This is a genomic window from Bacillus sp. CH140a_4T (genome assembly GCF_008923725.1).
Lineage (GTDB): Bacteria > Bacillota > Bacilli > Bacillales > Bacillaceae_G > Bacillus_A.
On record NZ_WBPF01000014.1, the window covers coordinates 1 to 25,162 of the forward strand.

The 25,162-nt window shown below is 37.5% G+C and carries 22 protein-coding genes, 1 rRNA gene, 1 pseudogene and 1 riboswitch; of the genes and pseudogenes, 19 read left to right on the forward strand and 5 right to left on the reverse strand.

Features of this window, described 5'->3' with window-relative positions; all coding sequences use genetic code 11:
* Positions 1-96, forward strand: a 5S ribosomal RNA gene (gene rrf, locus F8162_RS14960); the annotation flags it as partial.
* A 43-nt stretch (positions 97-139) separates the two neighbouring features.
* Here the strand turns inward: rrf and F8162_RS29335 are convergent.
* Positions 140-380: pseudogene (locus tag F8162_RS29335) on the reverse strand (hypothetical protein).
* Positions 381-586: 206 nt separating this feature from the next.
* Positions 587-688: riboswitch (purine riboswitch) on the forward strand.
* A 110-nt stretch (positions 689-798) separates the two neighbouring features.
* Here F8162_RS29335 and purE point away from each other — a divergent pair.
* From purE to purD, 12 genes are all read left to right on the forward strand, one after another.
* A complete protein-coding gene (gene purE / locus F8162_RS14965; protein WP_000839367.1) occupies positions 799-1,284 on the forward strand; it encodes a 5-(carboxyamino)imidazole ribonucleotide mutase in 486 nt (161 codons plus the stop codon).
* Positions 1,281-2,432, forward strand: coding sequence for a 5-(carboxyamino)imidazole ribonucleotide synthase (purK, locus tag F8162_RS14970; protein ID WP_151633890.1), 1,152 nt, complete (start codon positions 1,281-1,283; stop codon positions 2,430-2,432). Before purE ends, purK begins: the two co-directional genes overlap by 4 nt.
* The gene (purB, locus tag F8162_RS14975; protein ID WP_000625688.1) at positions 2,429-3,736 is read left to right on the forward strand and encodes an adenylosuccinate lyase; all 1,308 of its coding nucleotides are present in this window, start codon (positions 2,429-2,431) and stop codon (positions 3,734-3,736) included. Before purK ends, purB begins: the two co-directional genes overlap by 4 nt.
* 88 nt (positions 3,737-3,824) lie before the next feature.
* Entirely contained in the window at positions 3,825-4,544 is a 720-nt protein-coding gene (gene purC, locus F8162_RS14980; RefSeq protein ID WP_151633892.1) for a phosphoribosylaminoimidazolesuccinocarboxamide synthase, read from the forward strand.
* A complete protein-coding gene (gene purS, locus F8162_RS14985; protein WP_000278820.1) occupies positions 4,537-4,791 on the forward strand; it encodes a phosphoribosylformylglycinamidine synthase subunit PurS in 255 nt (84 codons plus the stop codon). Before purC ends, purS begins: the two co-directional genes overlap by 8 nt.
* Entirely contained in the window at positions 4,788-5,471 is a 684-nt protein-coding gene (purQ, locus tag F8162_RS14990) for a phosphoribosylformylglycinamidine synthase subunit PurQ (protein ID WP_151633894.1), read from the forward strand. The genes purS and purQ overlap by 4 nt, the downstream gene beginning before the upstream one ends.
* Positions 5,455-7,674, forward strand: coding sequence for a phosphoribosylformylglycinamidine synthase II (purL, locus tag F8162_RS14995; protein WP_151633896.1), 2,220 nt, complete (start codon positions 5,455-5,457; stop codon positions 7,672-7,674). Before purQ ends, purL begins: the two co-directional genes overlap by 17 nt.
* Complete coding sequence (gene purF / locus F8162_RS15000) at positions 7,659-9,074, forward strand: amidophosphoribosyltransferase (RefSeq protein ID WP_000879036.1); 1,416 nt, start codon at positions 7,659-7,661, stop codon at positions 9,072-9,074. The genes purL and purF overlap by 16 nt, the downstream gene beginning before the upstream one ends.
* 101 nt (positions 9,075-9,175) lie before the next feature.
* Positions 9,176-10,216 carry a phosphoribosylformylglycinamidine cyclo-ligase gene (gene purM, locus F8162_RS15005; protein WP_151633898.1) on the forward strand — a complete coding sequence of 347 codons (1,041 nt, stop codon included), beginning with the start codon at positions 9,176-9,178 and terminating at the stop codon, positions 10,214-10,216.
* A complete protein-coding gene (gene purN, locus F8162_RS15010; RefSeq protein WP_151633900.1) occupies positions 10,213-10,800 on the forward strand; it encodes a phosphoribosylglycinamide formyltransferase in 588 nt (195 codons plus the stop codon). The genes purM and purN overlap by 4 nt, the downstream gene beginning before the upstream one ends.
* Before the next feature lie 24 nt (positions 10,801-10,824).
* Positions 10,825-12,360: a bifunctional phosphoribosylaminoimidazolecarboxamide formyltransferase/IMP cyclohydrolase gene (purH, locus tag F8162_RS15015; RefSeq protein ID WP_151633902.1), complete on the forward strand. Its 1,536-nt coding sequence runs from the start codon at positions 10,825-10,827 to the stop codon at positions 12,358-12,360.
* A gap of 78 nt (positions 12,361-12,438) precedes the next feature.
* Positions 12,439-13,710, forward strand: a complete 1,272-nt coding sequence (purD, locus tag F8162_RS15020) for a phosphoribosylamine--glycine ligase (protein WP_151633904.1) — start codon at positions 12,439-12,441, stop codon at positions 13,708-13,710.
* 69 nt (positions 13,711-13,779) lie between these two features.
* Here purD and F8162_RS15025 read toward each other — a convergent pair whose 3' ends face one another.
* From F8162_RS15025 to F8162_RS15040, 4 genes are all read right to left on the reverse strand, one after another.
* Positions 13,780-14,262, reverse strand: a complete 483-nt coding sequence (locus tag F8162_RS15025; protein ID WP_151633906.1) for a DUF4362 domain-containing protein — start codon at positions 14,260-14,262, stop codon at positions 13,780-13,782.
* Between the two features lie 126 nt (positions 14,263-14,388).
* Positions 14,389-14,553: a toxin-antitoxin system HicB family antitoxin gene (locus F8162_RS15030; protein WP_001085171.1), complete on the reverse strand. Its 165-nt coding sequence runs from the start codon at positions 14,551-14,553 to the stop codon at positions 14,389-14,391.
* A 16-nt stretch (positions 14,554-14,569) separates the two neighbouring features.
* Positions 14,570-15,415 carry an SPFH domain-containing protein gene (locus tag F8162_RS15035; protein WP_000660678.1) on the reverse strand — a complete coding sequence of 282 codons (846 nt, stop codon included), beginning with the start codon at positions 15,413-15,415 and terminating at the stop codon, positions 14,570-14,572.
* 220 nt (positions 15,416-15,635) lie between these two features.
* On the reverse strand, positions 15,636-16,013 hold the full coding sequence (locus F8162_RS15040) for a DUF2892 domain-containing protein (RefSeq protein WP_151633908.1): 378 nt from the start codon (positions 16,011-16,013) through the stop codon (positions 15,636-15,638).
* A gap of 338 nt (positions 16,014-16,351) precedes the next feature.
* On the opposite strand from F8162_RS15040, the gene F8162_RS15045 reads away from it, so the two are divergent.
* The 6 genes from F8162_RS15045 (at position 16,352) to pruA (ending at position 25,105) form a co-directional block, all read left to right on the forward strand.
* On the forward strand, positions 16,352-17,041 hold the full coding sequence (locus tag F8162_RS15045) for a heptaprenylglyceryl phosphate synthase (RefSeq protein WP_000272087.1): 690 nt from the start codon (positions 16,352-16,354) through the stop codon (positions 17,039-17,041).
* A 12-nt stretch (positions 17,042-17,053) separates the two neighbouring features.
* Positions 17,054-19,303 (forward strand): DNA helicase PcrA, encoded by a 2,250-nt coding sequence (gene pcrA, locus F8162_RS15050; RefSeq protein ID WP_151633910.1) that lies wholly within the window; start codon positions 17,054-17,056, stop codon positions 19,301-19,303.
* Positions 19,304-19,318: 15 nt separating this feature from the next.
* A complete protein-coding gene (ligA, locus tag F8162_RS15055) occupies positions 19,319-21,328 on the forward strand; it encodes an NAD-dependent DNA ligase LigA (protein WP_098538355.1) in 2,010 nt (669 codons plus the stop codon).
* A 16-nt stretch (positions 21,329-21,344) separates the two neighbouring features.
* Positions 21,345-22,538: a CamS family sex pheromone protein gene (locus F8162_RS15060; RefSeq protein ID WP_151633912.1), complete on the forward strand. Its 1,194-nt coding sequence runs from the start codon at positions 21,345-21,347 to the stop codon at positions 22,536-22,538.
* A 96-nt stretch (positions 22,539-22,634) separates the two neighbouring features.
* Entirely contained in the window at positions 22,635-23,405 is a 771-nt protein-coding gene (locus tag F8162_RS15065; protein ID WP_151633914.1) for a TSUP family transporter, read from the forward strand.
* A gap of 152 nt (positions 23,406-23,557) precedes the next feature.
* Positions 23,558-25,105, forward strand: coding sequence for an L-glutamate gamma-semialdehyde dehydrogenase (pruA, locus tag F8162_RS15070; protein WP_000259556.1), 1,548 nt, complete (start codon positions 23,558-23,560; stop codon positions 25,103-25,105).
* The last annotated feature ends 57 nt before the right edge of the window (positions 25,106-25,162 follow it).

Here is a 25,162-nt window from a genome sequence, read left to right on the forward strand (position 1 = left end):
GGTCACACCCGTTCCCATACCGAACACGGAAGTTAAGCTCTCTAGCGCCGATGGTAGTTGGGACCTTGTCCCTGTGAGAGTAGGACGTCGCCAAGCAAAAACCTAAGTCGATTCGACTTAGGTTTTTTTGTGTTTATTTTTATTTACCAACTGTCATAATCCATAAATTTAATAACCCTAAAGAAGAAAAAAGAATGAAAATGGGCTATTTAAAGTAATAGCAATGATTTTTTGTTTTCAAGGTTTTCCGAGTGCTCCTAAAATAATTCCTATGATAGGAAACGTTAACAGTGTGATGATATAAAGGAGTATTCGATCATTATAACAATGACTGCGATACAAAGGAATAAATGTGAAAGAGTGTAGTTATTTTTTGCTATTGTTCTCCTTATAAATAAAATGAATATAAACGATTATATGTGCGATAGATCTCTAGAAATATATATTCTAATTTCTTATCCTTCTTGCATATAGTTACAATTATTCTTTTGAATATAACTAAAACACGAACGTTATTGGTAAGTAATAAAAAAACATTCGATTATTTGTTGACATTGTTTATGAAATATTGTTAATATAGCCATAGAAAGAATAATATATAAGACCTCATATAATCGCGGGGATATGGCCTGCAAGTCTCTACCTAACGACCGTTATTCGTTAGACTATGAGGGAAAGTCACTCGGTATTTTTCTATTCACAAGGGATACGTATGCCTGAGTAGAGCACTTTCTCTCATAGTAAAAGAGAAACTGTTCTATTTCAGGCTTTTTTTATTTGAATCGGGGGGATTCTAATATGAAATCACTAGTTGGAGTCATAATGGGAAGCACGTCAGACTGGGAAACAATGAAATATGCTTGTGACATTTTAGATGAATTAAATATACCGTATGAGAAAAAAGTTGTATCTGCTCATCGGACTCCGGATTATATGTTTGAATATGCAGAAACGGCTCGTGAACGTGGGTTGAAAGTTATTATTGCTGGAGCTGGTGGAGCAGCGCATTTACCAGGAATGGTTGCAGCAAAGACGAATCTTCCTGTAATCGGAGTTCCAGTTCAATCAAAAGCGTTAAACGGCTTAGATTCATTATTATCCATCGTCCAAATGCCAGGAGGGGTTCCGGTTGCAACTGTTGCAATTGGTAAGGCTGGTTCAACAAATGCTGGTTTACTTGCTGCACAAATACTTGGATCATTCCATGATGATATACATGATGCATTAGAATTGAGACGAGAAGCAATTGAAAAAGATGTGCGCGAAGGTAGTGAGCTAGTATGACGAGAATCATTTTACCTGGAAAAACAATCGGCATTATTGGAGGCGGCCAGCTTGGAAGAATGATGGCATTGGCAGCTAAGGAGATGGGATATAAAATTGCTGTTTTAGATCCTACAAAAAATTCACCATGTGCACAAGTTGCTGATATTGAAATTGTTGCACCATATGACGATTTAAAAGCAATTCAGCATTTAGCAGAGATTAGTGATGTTGTCACATATGAATTTGAGAATATTGATTATAGATGTTTACAATGGCTAGAAAAACATGCTTACTTACCGCAAGGCAGTCAGTTGTTAAGTAAAACGCAAAATCGTTTTACAGAAAAGAATGCAATTGAAAAAGCGGGATTACCAGTAGCAACGTATAGATTGGTTCAAACTCAAGAGCAACTTACTGAAGCAATCGCCGAGTTATCATATCCTTCCGTCTTAAAAACAACGACAGGTGGATATGATGGGAAAGGGCAAGTTGTTTTAAGAAGTGAAGCTGACGTTGATAAAGCGCGAGAGCTTGCGAATGCAGCAGAGTGTATTTTAGAGAAATGGGTGCCTTTTGAAAAAGAAGTATCAGTTATTGTAATTCGTAGTGTAAGTGGTGAAACGAAAGTATTTCCGGTAGCGGAAAATATTCATGTGAATAACATTTTGCATGAATCTATCGTTCCAGCTCGCATTACAGAAGAACTTTCTCAAAAAGCGATTGCTTATGCAAAAGTGCTCGCGGATGAACTAGAACTTGTGGGAACACTAGCGGTAGAGATGTTTGCTACAGCTGATGGTGAGATTTACATTAATGAATTAGCACCAAGACCTCACAATTCAGGCCACTATACACAGGATGCATGTGAAACGAGTCAATTCGGTCAACATATTCGAGCAATCTGTAATTTACCTCTTGGAGAAACAAATTTGTTAAAACCAGTTGTCATGGTAAACATTTTAGGCGAACATATAGAAGGGGTCCTAAGAAAAGTGAATAGATTAACCGGGTGCTATTTACACTTGTATGGAAAAGAAGAAGCAAAAGCGCAGCGAAAAATGGGGCATGTTAATATTTTAAATGATAATATTGAAGTCGCTCTAGAAAAAGCGAAGAGTTTGCATATTTGGGACCATCAAGAACAACTGTTGGAGGGAAAAAAATGATTAGTCGTTATACACGCCCAGAAATGGGTGCAATTTGGACGGAAGAGAACAAATTTAAAGCGTGGTTAGAAGTTGAGATTTTAGCTTGTGAAGCATGGGCTGAGCTTGGCGATATTCCAAAAGAAGATGTTAAAAAAATTCGTGAGCATGCATCATTCGATATCGATCGTATTTATGAAATTGAAAAAGAGACACGTCATGACGTAGTTGCATTCACTCGTGCTGTATCAGAAACACCAACATTAGGTGAGGAACGCAAATGGGTTCATTACGGTTTAACATCTACAGACGTAGTAGATACAGCGTTATCTTATATCTTAAAACAAGCGAATGAAATCATATTAAAAGACTTAGAAAACTTTGTAAGCATTTTAGCTAACAAAGCGAAAGAGCATAAATACACGATTATGATGGGAAGAACACACGGTGTTCATGCAGAACCAACAACATTTGGTTTAAAACTTGGTCTTTGGTATGAAGAAATGAAACGTAACGTAGAGCGTTTCAAGCAAGCTGCTGATACAGTTCGCGTTGGTAAATTATCTGGTGCGGTTGGTACATACGCAAATATCAATCCATTCGTAGAAAAGTATGTTTGTGAAAACTTAGGATTAGAAGCAGCACCAATTTCAACACAAACATTGCAACGTGATCGCCATGCTCATTACATGTCAACACTTGCACTAATCGCAACATCTATCGAAAAGATGGCAGTTGAGATTCGTGGTTTACAAAAGAGTGAAACACGTGAAGTTGAAGAGGCTTTCGCAAAAGGCCAAAAAGGTTCTTCTGCAATGCCACATAAACGTAATCCAATTGGATCAGAAAATATGACTGGTTTAGCTCGTGTTATCCGCGGTTATATGATGACAGCGTATGAGAATGTTCCATTATGGCATGAGCGTGATATTTCTCACTCTTCGGCAGAACGCGTAATTTTACCAGATGCTACAATCGCATTAAATTACATGTTAAATCGCTTTGGTAATATCGTTAAAAACTTAACTGTATACCCAGAGAATATGAAACGCAATATGACAAGAACATACGGCTTAATTTATTCTCAGCGTGTAATGCTTACATTAATCGACAAAGGTATGGTACGTGAAGAAGCTTATGATATCGTACAACCTAAAGCGATGGAAGCTTGGGAAACACAAGTGCAATTTAAAGAGCTTGTAGAAGCTGATGAGCGTATTACGAGCAAGTTATCACAAGAAGAAATTAATGAATGCTTCAACTATGAGCATCATATGCAACATGTTGATACAATCTTTGAACGCCTTGGATTAAACGAAGCGTAAAATTTCATATGGCACAGAATAGAGTCATTCTGTGCCATTCTTTATAAAAATATTATTCACATTTTTCAAACTACAGGGGGCTTGCGAAATGCAAAAGCTAGAATTGCTGTATGAAGGTAAGGCAAAAAGAATTTATCGTACAGAATCAGCAGATATGGTTTGGGTAGAGTACAAAGATAGTGCGACTGCTTTCAATGGGGAGAAAAAAGAGACGATTACAGGAAAAGGTCGTTTGAACAATGAGATTACAACTTTATTGTTCAGAAAGTTACAAGAAGTAGGAATAAAAACACATTTTGTAGAGAAGTTATCTGAAACAGAGCAACTTGTTAAAAAAGTGAGTATTATTCCTCTAGAAGTTGTCACAAGAAATGTAATTGCAGGAAGTCTTTCAAAACGATTAGGAATGGAAGAGGGAACTGTACTTGCAGAACCAATCGTAGAATTTTACTTCAAAGATGATGATTTAGGAGATCCGCTTGTAACGGAAGATCACATTCGTGTATTAAAAGTTGCATCGCCAGAGCAAGTAAGCGTATTACGAGATATGGCTCTACAAATCAATCAAGTATTGATTGATCATTTCGCAAGCTGTCGTGTAAGACTAGTAGATTTCAAGTTAGAGTTTGGTGTAACAGAAGAAGGAGAAATTATTTTAGCGGATGAAATTTCACCAGATACTTGCCGTTTATGGGATGAAACGAGCAATGAAAAGTTTGATAAAGACGTATTCCGTCGCGATCTTGGAAATTTAACAGCTGCTTATGAAGAGATTTTAAAACGTTTAGGGGGAATTTCACATGTATAAAGTTAAGGTATATGTAACATTAAGAGAAAGCGTATTAGATCCACAAGGAACAGCGGTAAAAGGAGCACTTCATAGTCTTTCATTTACAGAAGTACAAGATGTTCGAATCGGAAAGTACATGGAACTAACAATTGATAAATCGGTATCTGACCTTGACGCAAAGGTAAAGGAAATGTGTGAAAAACTATTAGCAAACGTTGTAATGGAAGACTTCCGTTATGAAGTTGAGGAGGTTGTCGCACAGTGAAATTTGCCGTAATAGTATTTCCAGGTTCGAACTGTGATGTTGATATGTTCCATGCAATTAAAGATGAGCTCGGCGAAGAAGTAGATTACGTTTGGCACGATACAGAGAATTTAGATGAATATGATGCAATTTTACTACCAGGTGGATTCTCTTACGGTGACTACTTACGCTGCGGTGCTATTTCTCGCTTCGCGAATGCAATGAAAGCAGTGCAAAAAGCTGCTGTGCAAGGAAAGCCGATTTTAGGTGTATGTAATGGATTCCAGATTCTTGTTGAATCAGGATTACTACCAGGAGCGTTAATGAGAAACGAAAACTTAAAATTTATGTGCCGAACAGTTCAGTTACGTGTTGAAAATAATGAAACGATGTTTACATCACAATATGAAAAAGATGAAGTAATTAATATCCCAATTGCACATGGTGAGGGGAATTACTATTGTGATGAAGAGACTCTTAAACAATTAGAAGAGAATAATCAAATCGCATTCCGTTACGTAGAAAACCCGAATGGAAGCGTTTCAGATATTGCTGGTATTGTAAATGAAAAAGGAAATGTACTTGGTATGATGCCACACCCAGAGCGTGCAGTAGATGAATTACTTGGCGGTGCTGAAGGGTTAAAAGTCTTTCAATCTATCTTAAAACAGTGGAGGGAAACATATGTCGTTAATGCTTGAGCCAAATCCAACACAAATTAAAGAAGAGCGTATATATGCGGAAATGGGGCTAACAGACGAAGAGTTTGCCATGGTTGAAAAGATTTTAGGACGTCTGCCAAATTATACAGAAACAGGGTTATTCTCTGTTATGTGGTCTGAACATTGCAGTTATAAAAATTCAAAACCAGTGCTTCGAAAATTCCCAACAACAGGTGAGCGCGTTCTGCAAGGACCTGGAGAAGGTGCTGGAATCGTAGACATCGGTGATAATCAAGCGGTTGTATTTAAAATGGAAAGTCATAACCACCCTTCTGCTATTGAACCATATCAAGGAGCAGCAACAGGTGTTGGTGGTATTATCCGTGACGTATTCTCTATGGGAGCACGCCCAGTAGCCCTATTAAACTCACTTCGATTTGGGGAATTACAATCACCACGTGTGAAATATTTATTCGAAGAAGTAGTAGCAGGGATTGCAGGATACGGTAACTGTATCGGCATTCCAACTGTTGGCGGCGAAGTACAGTTTGATCCATGTTATGAAGGAAATCCACTTGTAAATGCAATGTGCGTAGGCTTAATTAATCATGAAGATATTAAAAAAGGGCAAGCGCACGGTGCTGGAAATACAGTAATGTACGTAGGAGCATCAACTGGTCGTGATGGTATTCATGGTGCGACATTCGCATCTGAAGAGCTATCTGAAAGCTCAGAAGCGAAGCGTCCAGCAGTTCAAGTAGGTGATCCATTTATGGAAAAACTTCTTATTGAAGCTTGCTTAGAACTGATTCAGTCGGATGCACTTGTTGGAATTCAAGATATGGGTGCAGCTGGTTTAACATCATCTTCTGCAGAAATGGCAAGTAAAGCAGGTATGGGTATTGAAATGTACTTAGATGATGTACCACAGCGTGAAACCGGAATGACACCATATGAAATGATGCTATCTGAATCACAAGAACGTATGTTAATCGTTGTGAAAAAAGGTAGAGAGCAAGAAATAGTAGATTTATTTGAGAAGTATGGTCTTGCAGCCGTTACGATGGGGAAAGTAACGGAAGACAAAATGCTTCGCTTATTCCATAAAGGTGAAAAGGTAGCTGAAGTACCAGCAGATGCTCTTGCAGAAGAAGCGCCAATTTATCATAAACCATCAAAAGAAGCAGCATACTTTGCTGAATTCCAGCAGATGAAAATGGAAACACCAAAAGTAGAAAATTATAAAGAAACGTTATTCGCTCTATTACAACAACCGACGATTGCAAGTAAAGAGTGGGTTTATGATCAATATGATTATCAAGTTCGCACAAGCACAGTTGTTACACCAGGTTCAGATGCAGCAGTTGTACGTGTACGCGGTACAGAAAAAGGATTAGCAATGACGACAGATTGTAACTCTCGCTACATTTATTTAGATCCAGAAGTGGGCGGTAAAATTGCAGTAGCAGAGGCAGCACGTAATATCGTATGTTCTGGAGGAGAGCCACTTGCAATTACAGATTGCTTAAACTTCGGTAATCCAGAAAAACCAGAAATCTTCTGGCAAATTGAAAAATCAGTAGATGGTATGAGTGAAGCTTGTCGCACATTACAAACGCCAGTTATTGGCGGAAACGTATCAATGTATAACGAACGTAGTGGTGAAGCTGTATACCCAACACCGACAGTTGGGATGGTTGGACTTGTACACGATTTAAAACATGTAACAACACAAGAGTTTAAGCAAGCTGGCGATTTAGTTTATGTTATCGGAGAGACAAAAGCTGAGTTTGGTGGAAGTGAGTTACAGAAAATGATTCACGGCAAAATTTTCGGCCAATCACCAAGTATCGATCTAGACGTAGAATTAAAACGTCAAAAACAAGTATTAGCAGCAATTCAAGCTGGTCTTGTTCAATCTGCTCATGATGTTGCTGAAGGTGGTTTAGCGGTTGCAATTACTGAAAGTGCCATTGGTGCAAAAGGTTTAGGTGCTACTGTGAAATTAGACGGAGAAGCTACAGCAGCATTATTCGCTGAATCACAATCCCGCTTCGTTATAACAGTAAAACGTGAAAATAAAGAAGCGTTCGAGAAAGCGGTAGAAGCAATTCAAGTTGGAGAAGTGACAAATACAAATGAAGTAACAATTCATAATGAAGAAAATGAAGTATTACTTACAGCAAATGTAGATGAAATGAGAAAGGCTTGGAAAGGGGCAATCCCATGCTTGCTGAAATAAAGGGGTTAAATGAAGAATGTGGCGTTTTCGGAATTTGGGGGCATGAAAATGCAGCACAAGTTTCATACTACGGATTGCACAGTTTACAGCACCGTGGCCAAGAAGGCGCAGGCATTGTCGTAAATAATGGTGAGAAAATCGTCGGTCACAAGGGGTTAGGTTTAATATCCGAAGTATTTTCAAGGGGTGAGCTAGAAGGCTTAAACGGAAAATCAGCAATTGGACACGTACGATATGCGACAGCTGGCGGAAGTGAAGTTGCTAACGTTCAACCTTTATTATTCCGTTTTTCTGATCATAGTATGGCATTAGCTCATAACGGAAATTTAATTAACGCAAAGATGCTTCGTCGTGAATTAGAGGCAGAAGGAAGTATTTTTCAAACGAGTTCAGATACAGAGGTACTTCTACATCTCATTAAACGTAGTACGAAAGATACTTTAATTGAAAGTGTAAAAGAGGCCCTAAATAAAGTGAAAGGTGCCTTTGCATATCTTTTACTAACTGGAAATGAAATGATCGTTGCGCTAGATCCGAATGGATTCCGTCCTCTTTCAATTGGAAAGATGGGAGATGCTTACGTTGTAGCATCAGAAACATGTGCTTTCGATGTAGTAGGTGCAACATACATTCGTGATGTAGAACCAGGTGAATTACTGATCATCAATGATGAAGGAATTCACGTAGATCGTTTTACAAATGAAGTAGATCATGCAATTTGTAGTATGGAGTACATTTACTTTGCACGTCCGGATTCTAATATTGCAGGTATTAACGTCCATGCAGCACGTAAAAATATGGGGAAACGTTTGGCGGCAGAAGCTCCTATTGAAGCTGATGTTGTTACTGGTGTACCAGACTCTAGTATTTCAGCGGCAATTGGTTATGCGGAGGCGACAGGAATTCCATATGAGTTAGGATTAATTAAAAATCGTTATGTTGGACGTACGTTCATTCAACCTTCTCAAGAACTGCGTGAGCAAGGGGTTAAGATGAAGCTTTCAGCAGTAAGGGGCGTAGTTGAAGGAAAACGAGTTGTGATGATTGATGATTCTATCGTAAGAGGAACGACGAGTAAACGAATTGTTCGTATGCTTCGCGAGGCTGGAGCGACAGAAGTCCATGTAAGAATTGCTTCACCACCTCTTAAGTATCCATGTTTCTATGGCATTGATATTCAAACGAGAAAAGAATTAATTGCAGCAAATAATTCAATAGAAGAAATCCGTCAAATCATCGGAGCAGATTCTTTAACGTTTTTAAGTGAAGATGGATTAGTAGATGCAATTGGACGTCCATATGAAGGGAAATACGGCGGTCTATGTATGGCGTACTTCAATGGGGATTATCCAACAGCTCTTTATGATTATGAGCAAGAGCTTTTAGAAAGTATGAAATAAGAAGAAAAAAGCTTCTACTTCTTTTGATGTAGAAGCTAGCTTCTTTCTTAAAACAGCCCGCCCTGAATAGGGAGAAATTAAAAGACGAGGTGTAGATAACGATGGCGAATGCATATAAGCAAGCAGGAGTAGATATTGAAGCTGGATATGAAGCGGTATCTCGCATGAAAAAACACGTACAAACAACAATGAGAAAAGAAGTACTAGGCGGTTTAGGCGGTTTTGGAGGTATGTTTGATCTATCAAAATTTGCATTAGAAGAACCTGTATTAGTATCTGGAACAGATGGCGTGGGAACGAAATTGATGCTCGCTTTTATGGCAGATAAACATGACACAATTGGTATTGATGCAGTAGCAATGTGTGTAAATGATATTGTTGTCCAAGGAGCAGAGCCGCTTTTCTTCCTTGATTATATTGCTTGTGGTAAAGCTGAACCTAGTAAAATTGAAAACATCGTCAAAGGTATATCAGAGGGCTGTCGCCAAGCTGGTTGTGCATTAATTGGTGGGGAAACAGCTGAAATGCCAGGAATGTATTCTACAGAGGAGTATGATTTAGCTGGTTTTACAGTTGGAATTGTTGATAAAAAGAAAATTGTAACAGGTGAAAAAATTGAAGCTGGTCACGTATTAATTGGCTTAGCATCTAGCGGTATTCATAGTAACGGTTATTCTTTAGTACGAAAAGTATTACTAGAAGATGGAGAACTATCTTTAGATCGTATTTACGGACGCTTAGAACTACCCCTTGGTGAAGAATTATTAAAACCAACGAAAATTTATGTCAAACCTATTTTAGAACTATTGAAGAAATATGAAGTATACGGTATGGCGCATATTACAGGTGGCGGGTTCATTGAAAATATTCCACGTATGTTACCAGAAGGAATCGGTGCAGAAATTGAATTAGGATCTTGGAAAATTCAACCGATCTTTAATTTACTTCAAGAAGTTGGAAAACTAGAAGAGAAAGAAATGTTCAATATTTTTAACATGGGTATTGGTATGGTAGTAGCAGTGAAGGAAGAAGAGGCAAAAGATATCGTTCGTCTTCTTGAGGAGCAAGGAGAAACAGCTCGTATTATTGGACGTACTGTACAAGGGGCTGGCGTTACCTTCAATGGGGGCACAACACTATGAGTAGATTAGCAGTTTTTGCTTCTGGAAGCGGCTCTAACTTTCAATCTCTTATCAATGCGGTAGAAGAAAAAAGATTAGAAGCCGATATTAGTTTATTAGTATGTGATAAACCAGAAGCACGTGCTGTTGGACGGGCACATTATCATCATATTCCATGTTTCGCTTTTTCAGCGAAAGCATATGAGTCAAAAGAAGCATTTGAAAAAGAAATATTAAAGAAGTTAGAAGAGTATGAAATTGATTATGTTATTTTGGCTGGATATATGCGTTTAATTGGGCCGACATTACTAGAAGCTTACGGCGGGAAGATTATTAATATTCATCCATCACTATTACCAAGTTTTCCAGGGAAAGATGCTGTTGGTCAAGCGTTAGAAGCAGGTGTGAAAGTAACTGGAGTAACGATTCATTATGTAGATGCAGGTATGGATACAGGACCAATTATTGCGCAAGAAGCAGTAGTTGTTTCTGAAGGGGATACGAGAGAAAGCTTACAAAAGAAAATTCAACAAGTTGAACATAAATTATACGTAAATACAGTGAATCAAATTGTTCAATCTGTGAAAGAACCAACTGTTAACTAACATACAACCAGGGGTGAAGGATAAATGAAAAAGCGTGCATTAGTAAGTGTTTCAGATAAAACAGGAGTAGTGGAATTTGTTAAAGGTTTACTAGAACAAGGAATCGAAGTTATCTCAACAGGTGGTACGAAAAAATTACTAGAAGAAAATGGCTTACAAGTAATTGGTATTTCTGAAGTAACTGGGTTCCCAGAAATTATGGATGGCCGCGTAAAAACATTACATCCAAACATTCATGGTGGTCTATTAGCAGTTCGCGATAATGAAACGCATGTAGCGCAAATGAATGAATTAGGTATACAGCCAATTGATTTTGTTGTTGTTAACTTATACCCATTCAAAGAAACAATCGCTAAGCCTGATGTAACATTTGCTGATGCAATTGAAAATATTGATATCGGTGGTCCAACAATGATTCGCTCTGCTGCGAAAAATCATAAATTTGTATCGGTAATTGTAGATCCAGTAGATTACGATGTTGTATTAGCAGAACTGAAAGAGAACGGTGAAGTAAAAGAAGAAACGAAACGTAAATTAGCAGCGAAAGTATTCCGTCATACAGCGGCATATGATGCGTTAATCTCTAACTACTTAACAGAGAAAATGGGTGAAGAAAGCCCAGAAACATTAACAGTGACATTTGAGAAAAAACAAGATTTACGCTATGGAGAAAATCCACATCAAAAAGCAACATTCTATAAAGCACCATTCGCTGTAACTTCTTCTGTTGCATACGCAGAACAATTACACGGTAAAGAATTATCTTACAACAATATTAACGATGCAGATGCAGCACTTAGTATTGTAAAAGAATTTACAGAACCAACAGTAGTAGCAGTAAAACATATGAATCCATGTGGTGTTGGAGTAGGAACTGATATTCATGAGGCATACACACGCGCTTATGAAGCAGATCCAGTATCAATCTTTGGTGGTATTATTGCAGCAAATCGTGAAATTGATAAAGCTACAGCAGAAAAGTTACACGAAATTTTCTTAGAAATTATTATTGCACCTTCTTTCTCAAAAGAAGCTTTAGAAGTGTTGCAAAGTAAGAAAAACTTACGCTTACTAACTGTAAATATTGAAAAAGCGACAAGTGCAAGTAAAAAATTAACTTCTGTACAAGGTGGTCTTCTTGTTCAAGAGGAAGATACGTTATCATTAGATGAAAGTACAATTTCAATTCCGACAAAACGTGAACCATCAGAGCAAGAGTGGAAAGATTTAAAACTAGCTTGGAAAGTTGTAAAACATGTGAAATCAAACGCAATTGTTTTAGCGAATGATAACATGACAGTTGGTGTAGGCGCGGGACAGATGAACCGTGTAGGTTCTGCAAAAATTGCAATTACACAAGCTGGCGAAAAAGCACAAGGTAGCGCACTTGCATCGGATGCTTTCTTCCCAATGCCAGATACAGTAGAAGAGGCAGCAAAAGCAGGAATTACAGCAATCATTCAACCAGGCGGATCAATCCGTGACGAAGACTCTATCAAAGTGGCAGATAAGTATGGGATTGCTATGGTGTTCACTGGCGTACGCCATTTTAAACATTAATAGAGTAATTGTGGAAAAAACAAACTAGGAGCAGCATAGCTTCTAGTTTGTACTTATTTAAGTATTGGGGGATGAAATATGAATGTTTTAGTAATTGGCCGCGGTGGGCGTGAGCATGCTTTAGCTTGGAAGTTTGCGCAATCTGAAAAGGTGGAAAAGTTGTATGTAGCACCGGGTAATGAAGGTATGCGAGATGTTGCAACACCAGTTGATATTGATGAGAATGATTTTGATGCATTAGTTTTATTTGCTAAAGAGAATCATGTTGAGTTAACTTTCGTTGGACCAGAAATTCCGCTTATGAATGGAATTGTTGATCGTTTTAAAGAAGAGGGACTTCGTGTATTTGGTCCAAATAAAGCGGCTGCTGTTATTGAAGGTAGCAAAGCTTTTACGAAAGAATTGATGAAAAAGTATAATATTCCAACTGCGGCATATGAAACTTTTACAGATTATGAAGAAGCAGTACAGTACATTCAAAAAGTTGGCGCGCCAATCGTTATTAAAGCTGACGGCCTAGCTGCTGGTAAAGGTGTAACGGTAGCGATGACGCTTGAAGAGGCATTACAAGCTGTGAAAGAGATGCTACAAGATGTGAAGTTCGGCGAAGCGAGCAAGAAAGTCGTTATTGAAGAGTTTTTAGATGGACAAGAATTTTCATTAATGGCATTTGTAAATGGAACAACTGTGCATCCGATGGTAATTGCTCAAGATCATAAACGAGCTTTTGATGGTGATAAAGGTCCAAATACAGGCGGAATGGGTGCATATTCTCCAGTACCACAAATTCCGGAATCAGCAGTTCAAGAGGCGATAAAAACGGTGTTACATCCAACTGCTAAAGCGATGATTGCAGAAAATCGTTCGTTTACAGGGATTTTATATGCGGGACTTATTTTAACAAATGATGGCCCAAAGGTAATTGAATTTAATGCACGCTTTGGTGATCCTGAAACGGAAGTAGTATTACCTCGCTTAGAAAATGATTTAGTTGATGTATGTAACGCTGTATTAGATGAAAGTGAATTAACGTTACAGTGGTCAGAGGAAGCGGTAATTGGTGTTGTGCTTGCTTCGAAAGGATATCCGGAAGCATATAAAAAAGGTGACATTATTAAAGGATTAGATGCACTGAATGATGTAATTGTTTTCCATTCAGGTACAGCGATGAAGCATGGTGACTTTGTAACAAATGGTGGCCGTGTACTATTTGTTGCTTGTAAGGCGGACAGTTTACAAGCAGCGAAAGATAAGGTATATAAAGAAATTGGTAAAATTGAGAGTGATGGTCTATTTTACCGAAGTGATATAGGATATCGTGCAATTGGGCATGAGATGACGAGAAGCTAGTAATATTAAATTTTTTGAGGTAAGAAAAGCGGAGAATGATGTAGTTCATTCTCCGCTTTTCTTATTATTTTATTTAGGAACTTTTATAAGGTCGATAATGTCAGGGCAGTGTAATTGATAGGTTATTGCTGTTGATGAAACTTTCTTTGAAATTTTTTGACAAGTACTATTGGAATATTGAATGCCTGCATTTTCTTTGTCATGATCACTCGTTTTTGAATAGTCGACATCATAATACAAAGAGGTTGTCTCTTTTCCTTTTTTTACTGTTAAATCTATGATAAGGGGCTGATCTTTTTCGTTAAATCGAGTGATTCGAATGGCGTGACTCTTATTTGAATTATATTTTTTAATGAAGGTATCTAATTTTTCGATATTGTAAACTGTATCATTCTTTTGAATGACATCACCATATTTTTCGGCGGTTTCAAAACTATATTCTTTACTGGATGTGTCGATCGTTGGTCGTTTATTTGAGCAAGCGACAAGATTGAATGAGAGTAATGTAATAAAGAATAAACTCGGTTTTTTATAGTAATGTTTTGTAGGCAAAGCGAACCACCTCTATTAATAATGATATATTTATATTTTACAATATAAATATAGAGAAAACATCATCATCGAAAAATATTTAGTAATATAGTATTTAAAAATCCCGCTGATTTCTCAGCGGGATTTTTATGCATCTTTATCTTTTTTCAATTTTCCTTTTTGCTTTGCCATTTCTCGAAGTAAATACTCGATGTGTGCATTGACGCTACGAAACTCATCATTCGCCCATTTTTCGATGACTGCGTGTAATTCAGGATCAATACGTAATGGAAAGCTTTTCTTTTTAGCCATAATGATTTACAACCCTTTAGTATAGGCTTCCTGTATTAATAACTGGTTGCGCACCTTTATCTGAAACGATGGCAACTAATAAGTTGTTCACCATATTTGCTTTACGCTCGTCATCTAATTCAAGTACGCCTTCCTCATCTAACATATGGATTGAATCTTTCGCCATCTTCACAGCACCTTCAACAATCTCTTTTCTAGCAGCTAATACTGCTTTTGCTTGTTGACGTTGGAGCATTGCATGGGCAATTTCTGTTGCGTAAGCTAAATGTGTTAAACGAGTTTCTAATACTTCTACGCCAGCGATTTCAAGGCGTGCTTCTAATTCACGCTTTAATTCTTCAGAGATTTCTTCCGTATTTCCGCGTAACGTGATGCAAGTTTCATCTTGGAAATTATCATAAGGATATTTTGTTGCAACGTGGCGGATTGCTGTTTCACTTTGAATTTCTACAAATCGATCGTAATGTTCAACACCGAACATTGCTTTTGCAGAATCAACAACTTTATATACGATAACGGCTGCAATTTCAATCGGATTTCCCTCAACATCATTTACTTTTAATTTCTTACTATTAAAGTTTTCAACACGTAATGATACAGTTTGACGGAATGCGAACGGAATCGTTAAAAATAAACCGTTTTGACGAATTGTTCCTAAGTAATTACCGAAAAACGTAATGACCTTCGCTTGGTTTGGTTGAACAATACCAATACCTGTAGCAAGAACTGCGGCTAAAATAATAGTTAATGCTGCTCCTATGAAAATTTCTTGTATAAGGAAAAATACACCGATAGCGGCTAAAATCAAAATTCCAATAATCCCAAGAAAACCATTAACATAAAATACTTGTTTTTCTTTCATATGATCGCCTCCTGATATAAAAATGATATCACTTTTATATCATTTTATGCAAGGGGTTTACACCTAATTTTCTGAAATTTATCGATTAGGTATGTCTTATGTATATTTTAAGATTCAAAATGAGAATGTACGTTCTGTTTTGTGGTAAAATAAAGAAGACTTAACCGCCCACTGCAGCAGCTAAGTCTTTCTGAGAGCATCTTGCATCGTGACAAATGATTCAAAGCGGTTTTGCCAGGATTATATCTTCAATCGCTGACTCAATCTCTTTGTCAGAAGCGTCAAAACTTCCATTTGACCGTGGTTTGTCGTGATTGGAAGTTTGATTCACTTCTTCTTTAGCATGTCCCTTTTCAGCAAAATTCATGCTAGGCATTTTAAATGCCCCCATATTCATGTATTTTCCGAATTTCCACATTTCAACAACAGGGCAGAAACGAACAATTCCCTCTGCAATTTTCATTGCACCAATCCATAGCAAGACGTTAGACCAAGTGCACCACGGCTTGCGTACAAGTTTAGCGCTACTACAGCCGAAGAGGATAAGTCCGAGTGTAATTCGAATTAGGGCATTTATTGTACCGATGTTTTGCTTCATTAGAAAAACACTCCTTTTTATGAAAGTTGAAATAGATAATACTATTTCTCTTATTAGTATCCCGTGTGATTTTTAGGATATGTAATCCAACATTTGACGTTGAAAAAGATGTTGGAATGTGCGTGTGTGCAAGTAGCTTTTTTTGTTATAATGAAAGAATGCATAAAAGGAAGTTCAAAATTAAATCCTCTCGTTTGAAAAAATGTGTAAGAGGGAATTCCAAACCTAATTCTCCGTTTTAAACAAATATTTAAGGTGAAGTTAAAAAAATCCTAATGAAAATAAACTGTTATTTTGAACAGAAATATACATAAATAGAGAAAAGAAAGGGTGTTTTCATGTACGATATTTCCGGGTGGAAACATGTATTTAAGCTTGATCCAAATAAGGAGTTAAGTGATGAACATTTAGAAATGATTTGTGAGTCTGGAACAGATGCTGTTATTGTAGGCGGAAGTGATGGAGTAACAATTGATAATGTACTACACATGCTAGTTAGCATTCGTAGATATGCAGTTCCTTGTGTGTTAGAGGTTTCTGATGTAGAAGCAATTACACCAGGGTTTGATTTTTATTATATCCCAAGCGTTTTAAATAGCCGAAAAGTAGAATGGGTAACAGGCGTTCATCATGAGGCTTTGAAAGAATTTGGGGATATTATGGATTGGGACGAAATTTTCATGGAAGGGTATTGTGTTTTAAATCCTGAAGCGAAAGTAGCACAGCTTACAGATGCGAAATGTGATGTAACAGAAGATGATGTGATTGCATACGCGCGTTTAGCAGACAAGCTATTACGTTTACCGATATTTTACTTAGAATATAGCGGTACGTATGGAGACAGTGAACTTGTTAAAAATGTAAAAGCAGAATTAAAACAAGCGAAGTTATATTATGGCGGCGGTATTTCTAATGCTGAACAAGCGAAGGAAATGGCACAATACGCTGATACAGTAGTTGTTGGAAATATTATTTATGATGACATAAAAGCAGCGTTAAAAACAGTTAAAGCAGTAAAAGGAGAGTAGGTGCAGGCGTATATGAGTAAGACAGATAGGTTATTAAATGGTTTAAATCCGCAGCAACAAAAAGCAGTACAAACAACGAACGGACCACTTCTATTAATGGCAGGTGCAGGTAGTGGTAAAACACGTGTGTTAACACATCGTATTGCATATTTACTTGGTGAAAAAGGTGTAGCACCATGGAATGTACTAGCTATTACCTTTACAAATAAAGCGGCTCGTGAAATGCGCGAGCGTATTGATACACTTGTCGGACCAGAAGCAGAGGATATTTGGATTTCTACGTTCCACTCTATGTGTGTACGTATTTTACGACGTGATATCGATCGTATTGGTATTAATCGTAACTTTACAATCTTAGATTCAGGCGATCAGTTAACTGTAGTCAAAAAAATTATGAAAGAGCGCAATATTGATCCGAAGAAATTTGAGCCGCGCTCTATTTTAGCTGGTATTAGTAATGCGAAAAATGAATTGTTATCTGCAGATAAATATGCGAAAAAAATTACAATCGCTGATCCATATGAAAAATTAACGAGCGATGTATATACAGAATATCAAAAACGTCTTCTGAAAAATAACTCATTAGACTTTGATGATTTAATTATGACAACGATTCAGCTATTTGAACGTGTTCCAGAAGTACTAGAGTTTTATCAGCGTAAGTTCCAATATATTCACGTGGATGAGTATCAAGATACGAACAAAGCGCAGTACCTTCTTGTAAAACATTTAGCAGCACGTTTTAAAAATTTATGTGTTGTAGGTGACTCAGATCAATCTATTTACCGCTGGCGCGGGGCTGACATTTCTAACATTTTGTCATTTGAAAAAGACTATGAGAATGCGCAAGTTATTCTGTTAGAACAAAACTATCGTTCGTCACAAAATATTTTAAATGCAGCGAATGCTGTTATTGAAAAAAATTCAAACCGTAAACCGAAAAAATTATGGACAGACAATCAAGTTGGAAGCAAAATCTCATATTACCGTGCTGCGACGGAAAAAGACGAAGCATATTTTGTTGCGAAAAAAATTCGTGATGATATTCAAATGGGAAAACGAAAATATACTGATTTTGCAGTGTTATATCGTACAAATGCGCAGTCTCGTATGGTCGAGGAGATTTTCCTGAAATCTAATATTCCTTACAAAATTGTCGGCGGTACGAAGTTCTACGATCGTAAAGAGATTAAAGACATTTTGGCGTATTTACGTTTAATTGGGAATCCAGATGATGAGATTAGTTTCGCACGTATTATTAACATGCCAAAGCGCGGAATTGGTGCGACTTCTATCGATAAAATTATTAATTACGGTGTACAAAATGGAATTTCATTAACTGCTGTATTCGATGAGATTGAGCATGTTGGAGTAAGTGCAAAAATTACAAAGGCAGTAAAAGAATTCGCAGGTTTATTACACAACTGGGTAAATATGCAAGAGTATTTATCTGTTACAGAATTGGTAGAAGAAGTTATTGAAAAAACAGGCTATCGCGATATGTTGAAAAACGAGCGTACTTTAGAAGCAGAAGGTCGTTTAGAGAACTTAGATGAGTTTTTATCTGTTACGCAAACATTTGAGTCTCAAAGCGAAGATAAGAGCCTTGTTGCATTCTTAACAGACTTAGCACTTGTTGCTGATATTGATCGTGTCGATGAAGATCCAACTGCAGGTGAGGAAGTTATTTTAATGACGATGCACTCAGCGAAAGGGTTAGAGTTCCCAGTTGTCTTTATTGTTGGGTTAGAGGAAGGAATATTCCCGCATACTCGTTCTCTAATGGAAGAAGATGAAATGCAAGAAGAGCGTCGCCTGGCTTATGTAGGTATTACTCGTGCAGAAGAAGAGTTATATTTATCCAATGCACAAATGCGTACTTTATTTGGTAGAACAAGTATGAACGCTGCTTCTCGATTCATTACAGAAATCCCGGCAGAGTTAGTAGAATCGTTAAATGAAACAGCGCCAAAGCGTGAAACTTCGTTTGGTGCAAAAGGCAGAACGACAAGTACAAGTAAAATGACAACTACAACCACAACACGCTCTCGTTCAGCTTTCGCACGTCCTGCAGCTAAGACAACAGGCGGCGAGCAAATTGGCTGGGCAGTAGGCGATAAAGCTTCCCACCAAAAATGGGGAGTCGGTACAGTTGTCAGTGTAAAAGGTGAAGGTGATGCAAAAGAATTAGATATTGCGTTCCCAAGCCCAATTGGTGTTAAACGTTTGTTAGCAAAATTTGCACCTGTGACGAAACAATAGGAAAGGAATGAGGATATGTCAAAAGAGATAGCAAAACAACGTATAGAAGAACTGCGTGATTTGTTAAATACATTTAACTATCAGTATCACGTATTAGACAATCCTTCTGTTTCTGATGCGGAGTATGACCGTAATATGCAGGAGCTTATAAAATTAGAAGCAGAGAATCCAGAGTTTATGAGTGAAGACTCTCCCTCCATTCGCGTTGGGGGAACTGTTCTTGATATATTTGAAAAAGTAACACATAAGTCCCCGATGTTAAGTTTAGGAAATGCGTTTAACGAAGGTGATTTACGTGATTTTGACCGAAGAGTACGTCAAGGAATTGATGATGCGAATGTAAGATATATATGCGAATTAAAAATTGACGGACTTGCTGTTTCGCTTCATTATGAAAAAGGACGCTTTATTCAAGGGGCAACACGTGGTGATGGCGTAACGGGTGAAGATATTACTCAAAACTTGAAAACGATTAAAGCGATCCCGCTTCGTTTAAATGAAGAAGTAACGTTAGAAGCTCGAGGCGAAGCTTATATGCCGAAGCGTTCATTCGTTAAGTTAAATGAAGAAAAAGAGCAAAATGGTGAAGATGTATTTGCGAATCCGCGTAATGCGGCAGCAGGTTCAATACGCCAACTTGATCCGAAAATTGCAGCGAAGCGTAACTTATCTATGTTTGTGTACGGTCTTGCGAATGTAGAAGAAAAAACAATTCCATCGCATAGTGAATCGCTTGATTTCTTAGGTGAACTTGGGTTCAAAACAAATCCAAATCGTCGTACATGTGAAACAATCGAAGAAGTTATCGCTTATGTAGAAGAATGGCAAGAAAAACGTCCGCATCTTGATTATGAGATTGATGGAATCGTTATAAAAGTAGATGATGTTGCTCTTCAAGAAAGTCTAGGAACTACAGCAAAGAGTCCAAGATGGGCAATTGCTTATAAATTCCCGGCTGAAGAAGTTGTAACAAGATTAACAGGTATTGAATTAAGTGTTGGCCGTACAGGAGTTGTAACACCGACTGCAGAGTTAGAGCCAGTGCGAGTGGCTGGTACTATCGTTCGTCGTGCTTCTTTACATAACGAAGATTTAATTCGTGAAAAAGACATTCGAATTGGTGACTACGTAGTTGTAAAGAAGGCCGGAGATATTATCCCTGAAGTTGTGAACGTTATTTTCGATAAGCGTACTGGTGAGGAAGAAGAATATCATATGCCAACGCATTGCCCAGCCTGTGAGAGTGAACTAGTTCGTTTAGAAGAAGAGGTCGCACTTCGTTGTATAAATCCAACTTGCCCAGCTCAAATCCGAGAAGGGTTAATCCATTTCGTTTCAAGAAATGCAATGAATATTGATGGACTTGGAGAGCGTGTCATTACACAACTCTTTGATGCTGATTATATTCGTACATTTGCTGATTTATATTCGTTGACGAAAGAGCAATTATTGCAGCTAGAACGATTCGGTGAAAAATCAGCAACGAATTTAGTACAAGCAATTGAGAATTCTAAAGACAACTCATTAGAGCGATTATTATTCGGTCTTGGTATTCGCCATGTCGGAGCGAAAGCAGCGCGCACATTTGCAGAGCATTTTGAAACGATGGATGCGCTTGTGAAAGCAACGGAAGAAGAACTAAAAGCAATTAACGAGATTGGGGAAAAAATGGCTCAATCTGTCGTGACGTATTTTGATAATGAGGACGTATTAGAGTTATTACAACAATTTAAAGAGTATGGCGTGAATATGGCATACAAAGGTATAAAAATTGCTGATTTACAAAATGTTGAGTCGTACTTCGCAGGAAAAACTGTCGTTTTAACAGGGAAATTAGAAGTGATGGGACGTAGTGAAGCGAAGAAGAAGATTGAGGCATTAGGTGGAAAAGTAACAGGCAGTGTTAGTAAAAGTACGGATTTAGTTGTTGCAGGTGAAGCGGCAGGTTCGAAATTAGCACAAGCGGAGAAGCATAATGTTGAGGTTTGGAATGAAGAGAGGTTCTTACAAGAGCTAAATAAGTAAGAGGTGCAAACTTACCATGAAAAAAATAGCATTAGCGGTATTAAGCCTTGGCCTACTCGTAAGTGGGTGTAGTGCAGGTGCCGATAAAGATGAAAAAGTGGTTGAGAAATCGGGGAAAGCAAAAGAGCAAGCAATCGTTCCGAAGTATGCTATTTCGGATGAATATTATAAGGCGACTATTCCATTTGAAGCAGGCGCAGCACGCGGTTTAGTTGTACAAGGCGTAAGTAATCGCCTTGATATAGATGAATTTGAAACAGGATTAATGCGTATTGCAAAAGAATCCTTTAGTACGAAAGATCATTTCTTTAAAGGTGGAAGTGCTCTAGATGCTCAAAATTTGCAGATGCTTGTTAAAAGAAAGCGTACAGATGCTGAACAAAAGGAACTAGAGGACAAATTAAAAAAAGATGCCGTTAAATTTCCAAACATTGGGTTAAACCCAGCGTTAGGTGGAGGATCTGAATCATTAGAGGCAAAAAACAAAAAAAATCCAATATATATTTCAAATATTTTAGAGCATGATTATTATGTGAAAAAAGGCGAAACAGATGAACTCCAAGGCATTGTAGTTGGTTTAGCAATGAACTCGGTTCATTATTACGAGCAAGAGAATGGTTATCCGCGTGAGGCTAAAATCGAGCAAGAAAAAATGTTAGCTGAAGGGAAAAAAATGGCGCAAGAAGTCTTGAAATTTATGCATGAAAAAAAACCTGACACAAAAAATGTTCCGATAACATTTGCAATTTATCGTCAGGCTCCAAAGGCTTCACTCGTGCCAGGTAACTTTGTTTCTTATGCGAATGTTGAAAAAGGCAGTGAAACGGTTGAGGATTGGAAACGAATTAATGAGAAATATTATTTGTTCCCATCTGAACAAGCGAAAACAGATAATAAACGTGAAGACCTTGCGAGAGTATCGAACTTTAAAGCAAAACTAAGCGATTATTTCCAAGGCGACTATACAGCTGTTATCGGTACTGGTATGTATAGAGACGATGAATTAAGAGAAGTAAAGCTTGATATTCCTGTCCAGTTTAATGGAAAAGCGGAAATAATTGGTTTTACACAATATGTAGCCGGGCTTGTTATGGAATACTTCCCGAATTATATGAAAGTACAAGTAACGATTAAATCTGTAGAACGTCCAGAAGCGATTATTATACGTGAAGCGAAGCAAGATGAACCGTTTGTGAAAATTTTAGATTAAATAGAAGGGCCGTTCCTTTGTGGAACGGCTTTTTTTCTTGAGGAATTTTGTTATAATTTAAAATGTTATAAATAATGGGGGTAAGGGGTAAAGCGCATGGACGAATTAAGTTTTCAAGTCATTATTTTATTAATTGCATTCGGCTTTTTAGCAGCTTTTATTGATTCAGTTGTTGGCGGTGGAGGATTAATTTCGCTTCCGGCACTTATGTTTGTTGGTTTACCACCAGCTTCGGCAATTGCAACGAATAAATTAGCCGCAACGATGGGGACTTTTACGAGTGCAATTTATTTTATTCGATCAGGAAAGGTCGATTTTAAAATTGTAGGAAAGTTAATCCCGTTAACTATTATAGGAGCAGTGGCAGGTGCTTTAGTAGTAAAGTTTATTCCGCCGGATATTTTACGTCCGTTAGTACTTGTGATGTTGGTGCTTATTGCCATTTATATTATTGCGAAAAAGGATTGGGGAAGTGTATCTACCTATAAGAAGATGACGAAAAGAAAAACATTAATATTTTTCTTTGTTATTTTAATGATAGGGTTTTACGATGGATTTTTTGGACCAGGAACAGGATCCTTTTTAATTTTTGCATTTTTATTAATTGGTTTGGATTTTATTCAAGCGGCAGCATCTGGAAAACTTTTGAACTTTGTTAGTAATATCGTATCTTTAATTACTTTTTTATTTTTAGACGTAATTCATTTTGAATACGGTATTATTATGGGATTTTCGATGATTTTTGGCGCTTATTTTGGATCGAAGTTTGCAGTTCAAAAAGGTGTTGGATATGTAAGAACTTTATTTTTGTTAGTAACTATTTTATTAATCGGAAAAAACATTTTGGAATATACTCATATTTTGTAGAGTTATACGTATGTATAACTCTATTTTTTTATTATATTTTAAAAATTAATTAATTTTTAAAATATAAGTCTAGGAATATTTGAATAAATCTAAATTATCGTGTAGAATAATGTTGTAAAATGTAAACGTTTTTCTAAGGGGAGGCTAAAAAGATGGTAGTAGCATACAAACATGAGCCATTTACAGATTTTTCAGTGGAGGCTAACAAATTAGCGTTTGAAGAAGGTTTAAAGAAAGTAGAATCTTATCTTGGACAAGACTATCCATTAATTATTGGGGGAGAAAAAATCACTACAGAAGACAAAATTGTTTCTGTAAACCCTGCAAATAAAGAGGAACTTGTTGGTCGCGTTTCAAAAGCAAGCCGTGAGTTAGCTGAAAAAGCAATGCAAGTAGCGGATGAAACATTCCAAACTTGGAGAAAATCAAAGCCAGAAATGCGTGCAGACATTTTATTCCGCGCTGCAGCAATCGTTCGTCGCAGAAAACATGAATTCTCTGCTATTCTTGTAAAAGAAGCAGGTAAACCATGGAATGAGGCAGATGCTGATACAGCAGAAGCAATCGACTTTATGGAATATTATGGTCGTCAAATGTTAAAATTAAAAGACGGAATTCCAGTAGAAAGCCGTCCAATTGAATATAATCGTTTCTCTTACATTCCATTAGGAGTAGGTGTTATCATTTCTCCTTGGAACTTCCCATTCGCAATTATGGCAGGTATGACAACAGCTGCTTTAGTTTCTGGTAACACAGTATTACTAAAACCAGCTAGTACAACTCCTGTAGTAGCAGCGAAATTCATGGAAGTATTAGAAGAAGCTGGCTTACCAGCTGGCGTAGTAAACTTCGTTCCAGGTAATGGTTCTGAAGTTGGTGACTACTTAGTAGATCACCCTCGTACACGTTTCGTGAGCTTCACTGGATCTCGTGATGTAGGTATCCGTATTTATGAGCGTGCAGCGAAAGTAAACCCAGGCCAAATTTGGTTAAAACGCGTTATTGCTGAAATGGGTGGTAAAGATACAATCGTTGTTGATAAAGAAGCAGATCTTGAATTAGCAGCTAAATCTATCGTTGCATCAGCATTCGGATTCTCAGGACAAAAATGTTCTGCATGTTCTCGTGCAGTAATCCATGAAGATGTATACGATCACGTGTTAAATCGTGCTGTTGAATTAACGAAAGAATTAACAGTTGCTAACCCAGCTGTATTAGGTACAAATATGGGTCCTGTTAATGACCAAGCTGCATTCGATAAAGTAATGAGCTATGTTGCAATTGGTAAAGAAGAAGGTAGAATCTTAGCAGGTGGCGAAGGAGACGATTCTAAAGGCTGGTTCATCCAACCAACAATCGTTGCTGACGTTGCAGAAGATGCTCGCTTAATGAAAGAAGAAATCTTCGGACCAGTAGTAGCATTCTGTAAAGCAAAAGACTTTGACCATGCACTTGCAATTGCAAACAATACAGAATACGGTTTAACAGGTGCTGTTGTTACTAACAACCGTGACCATATTGAAAAAGCACGTGAAGAGTTCCATGTGGGTAACTTATACTTCAACCGTGGATGTACTGGTGCAATCGTAGGTTACCAACCATTCGGTGGCTTTAACATGTCTGGTACAGACTCTAAAGCTGGTGGCCCTGACTACTTAGCGCTTCACATGCAAGCAAAAACTACTTCTGAAACTTTATAAGAAATAGTAGAAGAGATCTTCGCAGTCTGCGAAGATCTCTTTTTTTTTTTTTTTTTG